The sequence below is a fragment of the Neobacillus drentensis genome (assembly GCF_036965425.1).
Taxonomy (GTDB): domain Bacteria; phylum Bacillota; class Bacilli; order Bacillales; family Cytobacillaceae; genus Neobacillus; species Neobacillus drentensis_F.
Map to the genome: position 1 here is coordinate 1 of NZ_JBALPP010000174.1, position 4,366 is coordinate 4,366.

Annotated in this window: 3 protein-coding genes; 2 read left to right on the forward strand and 1 reads right to left on the reverse strand. The window is 37.8% G+C overall.

Features of this window, described 5'->3' with window-relative positions:
* Positions 1-263 precede the first annotated feature (263 nt).
* Positions 264-1,748, forward strand: a complete 1,485-nt coding sequence (locus V7161_RS29185; protein WP_335716271.1) for an aldehyde dehydrogenase family protein — start codon at positions 264-266, stop codon at positions 1,746-1,748.
* A gap of 225 nt (positions 1,749-1,973) precedes the next feature.
* Complete coding sequence (locus tag V7161_RS29190; protein WP_335716272.1) at positions 1,974-3,239, forward strand: molybdopterin molybdotransferase MoeA; 1,266 nt, start codon at positions 1,974-1,976, stop codon at positions 3,237-3,239.
* Positions 3,240-3,295: 56 nt separating this feature from the next.
* On the opposite strand, the gene V7161_RS29195 is transcribed toward V7161_RS29190, so the two are convergent.
* Positions 3,296-4,231: a helix-turn-helix transcriptional regulator gene (locus tag V7161_RS29195; protein ID WP_335716273.1), complete on the reverse strand. Its 936-nt coding sequence runs from the start codon at positions 4,229-4,231 to the stop codon at positions 3,296-3,298.
* Between the last annotated feature and the right edge of the window lie 135 nt (positions 4,232-4,366).

Here is a 4,366-nt window from a genome sequence, read left to right on the forward strand (position 1 = left end):
CGAGTTTATACTATTTAATAATATAACCTTGATATTTTCTTGCTTAAGACAAATTTGTTCTGTCCGTGCACATCTCTCCTTGGACGATCAAAATAAAAAAGCTAGTCATTATTGAATATCGTTTTTAATCCTTTTGTCAATTGTTGTCAGAATTTTTATTCTTCTTTTTGTTGTTTATATATTTTCATAGTGTTAACATTTCTTATGTAAACGCTACCATGATTTTTCTAATAGAATACATATTCTTTTTAAGGAGGAATAAGATGAGTCAATTAACCACAGCTTTAAAAGAAAAGGTTGAAAAGTTCCTAACTGGAAAGAAGAAGTTATTTATTAATGGTGAATTCGTTGAGAGTAAATCACAAAAAACATTTGATACTTACAATCCTGCTACCAGTGAGGTATTAGCATGTGTTTATGAAGCTGGAGCAGAAGATATTGATCTTGCAGTAAAAGCTGCCCGTCAAGCATTTGATCAAGGACCATGGTCAAAAATGAGCGCTGCGAATCGAAGCCGGCTTATGTATAAGCTCGCCGATTTAATGGAAGAAAACAGTGCTGAACTAGCACAATTAGAGACGTTAGATAACGGTAAACCAATCCGGGAAACAACCAATGCAGATATACCTTTGGCCATTGAACATATGCGCTACTATGCAGGCTGGTCTACGAAAATTGTTGGACAAACCATTCCTGTAAATGGACCATTCTTAAACTATACTCGGCACGAGGCAGTGGGAGTAGTGGGACAAATTATCCCTTGGAATTTCCCTCTTCTAATGGCAATGTGGAAGCTCGGAGCTGCTCTTGCAACTGGCTGTACAGTTGTGTTAAAACCGGCAGAGCAAACTCCTCTATCAGCTCTTTACTTAGCAGAGCTCATTCAAGAAGCCGGGTTCCCAGCCGGTGTTGTCAACATTGTTCCTGGTTTTGGAGAAACGGCAGGTCAGCCGCTTGTTGACCATCCTTTAGTCGATAAAATTGCTTTCACTGGTTCTACTGAAGTCGGAAAATTGATCATGGCAAATGCCTCTAAATCATTGAAGCGAGTAACACTTGAGCTTGGAGGAAAATCGCCTAACATTATCCTGCCTGATGCGGATTTAACCAAAGCCATCCCAGGTGCGCTGAACGGTGTAATGTTTAACCAAGGACAGGTTTGCTGTGCTGGTTCGCGTGTGTTCATCCAAAAGAAGCAATTCGATAATGTTGTTGCAGATATGGCTGCCCATGCAAAGAAAATTAAGCAAGGTGCCGGAATCCATGCTGATACAGAAATCGGACCGCTTGTTTCAGATGAGCAGCAAAAGCGTGTGCTTGGCTATATCGAGAAGGGTCTAAATGAAGGTGCACAGCTAGTTGTTGGCGGTGAAAAGCCTCAGGAACAAGGTTATTTTGTATCTCCTACTATTTTTGCAGATGTACGCGATGAAATGACCATTGCCAAGGAAGAAATCTTTGGACCTGTTATATCTGCCATGCCATATGACGATTTAGACGAATTAATTAATCGTGCAAATAGTAGCGAATATGGATTGGCAGCTGGTGTGTGGACACGAGATGTGGCTAAGGCACACTACATTGCCAACAACCTTCGTGCAGGAACCGTTTGGGTGAACTGCTACAATGCCTTTGATGCTGCTTCACCATTTGGCGGTTATAAACAATCTGGCATCGGGCGCGAAATGGGATCCTACGCACTAAATAACTATACAGAAGTTAAGAGTGTTTGGATTTCAATGCAATAAAATATTAATAGATTACTTTAAAAAGAAGGTGCTGATTCAGCAACCTTCTTTTTTGCTACAGATAATTACAATATTAGCATTTTTATATTATTACTTTGGTGTTTTTAGTCTATTTAAAGATTAGAGATTTCTGTTTATCACTAATTTGTTATAATCAAGTAAGTCTAATAATAAATAATTATGATTTTTAGTATTTTACTCAATTTAGAAAGGGAAGAATTTATCATGGTAGAAGTAAGAACCCCTATTCAAATTGGAGAAGCAGTTGAAAAGGTCATGAGTTTTGCCCGCTTTGGAAAAGCAGAGGAAGTAAAGCTTGAACAAGCATATGGAAGGTACTTAAGCGAAGATTTAATTGCAGACCATGATGTACCTCATTTTGATCGTTCTGGGTATGATGGTTTTGCCATTTGTTCAAAAGATTCACTAACAGCAAACTGTCAAAACCCTGTAGTTTTTGAGGTCATAGAAGAAATCGGTGCTGGTCATGTTGTAACGAAAGAAGTGAAACCATTTCAAGCAGTCCGTATAATGACAGGTGCACAAATGCCAGATCACTGTGATACTGTTGTCTTACTTGAGTTAACAAAGGAATTTGAAAAAGACGGAAAAAAATACATAGCCATAGAACGATCCTTTCAAGCAGGTGACAATATATCTTTTAGAGGAGAAGATGTAAAAAGAGGAAATATCCTAGTTCCGAGGGGTACCTATATAAATCCTGGTGTCCAAGCGTTACTGGCAACATTCGGTTACCACCACGTTGAAGTTGTAAAAAAACCTCTTATTGGCATTTATGCAACTGGAACTGAACTGTTAGATGTTCATGAGGAACTTCAACCTGGGAAAATTCGGAATAGTAATGCACATATGGTGCATGCACAAATTGAACGTGTGGGTGCTATTCCTTATTATTTTGGCAAGTTAGCCGACAATTTTGAAGACTGCTATAAAGCTATTTCAAATGCAATAAACGAGGTAGATATTTTGATTACAACAGGTGGTGTATCTGTTGGTGACTTTGATTATTTACCTGCCATTTATGAAAAGCTTGGTGCACGTGTATTATTTAACAAAATTGCGATGCGTCCAGGAAGCGTCACGACCGTTGCAGAATTAAACGGTAAATTATTATTTGGACTTTCTGGGAATCCTTCAGCTTGTTATGTTGGGTTTGAGCTTTTTGTAAGACCCATAGTTAATACATTATTTGGCTCAAAGAAGCCTCATTTAAAAAAAGTAAGTGCCATTTTACAAGCAGATGTTGCCACTCCAAATTCATTTACTCGATTTGTGCGAAGTTATCTGTCCTTTAGCGAGGAGGGATTACAAGTCGAACCAGTTGGATTTGATAAATCAAGTATGGTGTCAACGCTGGCAACAGCAAATAGTTTAATGGTATTGCCAGGTGGGCCGATAGGTTTCAAAGCTGGTACGGTAGTCGATGTGCTGCTTCTTGAAGATGTGGAAGGCAGCGAGTGGCCGTGGTAAGGAACACTTCAAATCGATCAAAAAAAGAAGGCTGCTGATTTTCCAGCAGCCCTTTTTTAAAAGGTCTCATAAATAATTTTTCCTGTATGCGAGATATCATAATCACCCAAAGAAGTGATTTCTGACTTAAATTGCTGGGAAGATAAAATCTGTTTAACTGTCGTTATTAATCCTTCCGTTTTAGGAGATTTTACAATAATCAGGTCATACCGTTCTGTTATTAATGGAACAAAATCAATTCCAACGATTTTAGCAGCTTTTTCAATTCCAACCCCTACATCTGCCATTCCGGTTGAAACCGCTGAAGCTACACTTAAATGGTTTGTCTCTTCGTACTCATATCCATTTATTTCCTTAGAAGAAATTCCGCTGATTCTTAATTGTTCATCGAGAAGAATTCGTGCTCCTGATCCCCTTTCCCGATTCACAAGTTTCACATCACCTCGGTTTAAATCAGCCCAAGATGTGAGACGTTTAGGGTTTCCTTTTTTAACATACAAACCGGCTTTCCTTGAAAGCAGATTGATTAAAATAACGGGATAGCCGACCATTATTTTTTTTATGTATGGCAGATTATACTCTCCTGTGTCCCCGTCAAACAGATGCAAGCTAACGATGTCACCTTCCCCATGATACATAGAGATAAGGCTGTTTAGACTTCCAGTAAAAGATCTTAAAGATTTAAAGGGCGAATCCTTTTCAATATGTTTACCTAGAATATCTAGAACCAGGTCTTGTCCGCTAATGACAATATTATAAGAATCTGGTATATCATTCTTGGGAATACCCACAACAGCAGGAGAATGAAGTAGATTCTGTTTCGTTTTATGTTTTTTTATATAATGATCCAGGTCTTTTGCATCTACTCTCATCTGTCTTCCTACACGGAATACTGGCAGCTCCCCTTTTTTTACAAGGTCATAAAGGGTTAATTTTGATACCTTTAATAATTGTGAAACCTCTTCGATGGTATAGGAAAGCTCCTTAGTCATTTGTATCCCTCCTTTTTTATTTTACCGTACTGTCATTTATAAACATATATTTTCTAAAAAATATAATAAAATGTGATTTTTGTTCTATTCATATTAGTTATAACTAATTATAATTAGTTATATGTAGTTATAATT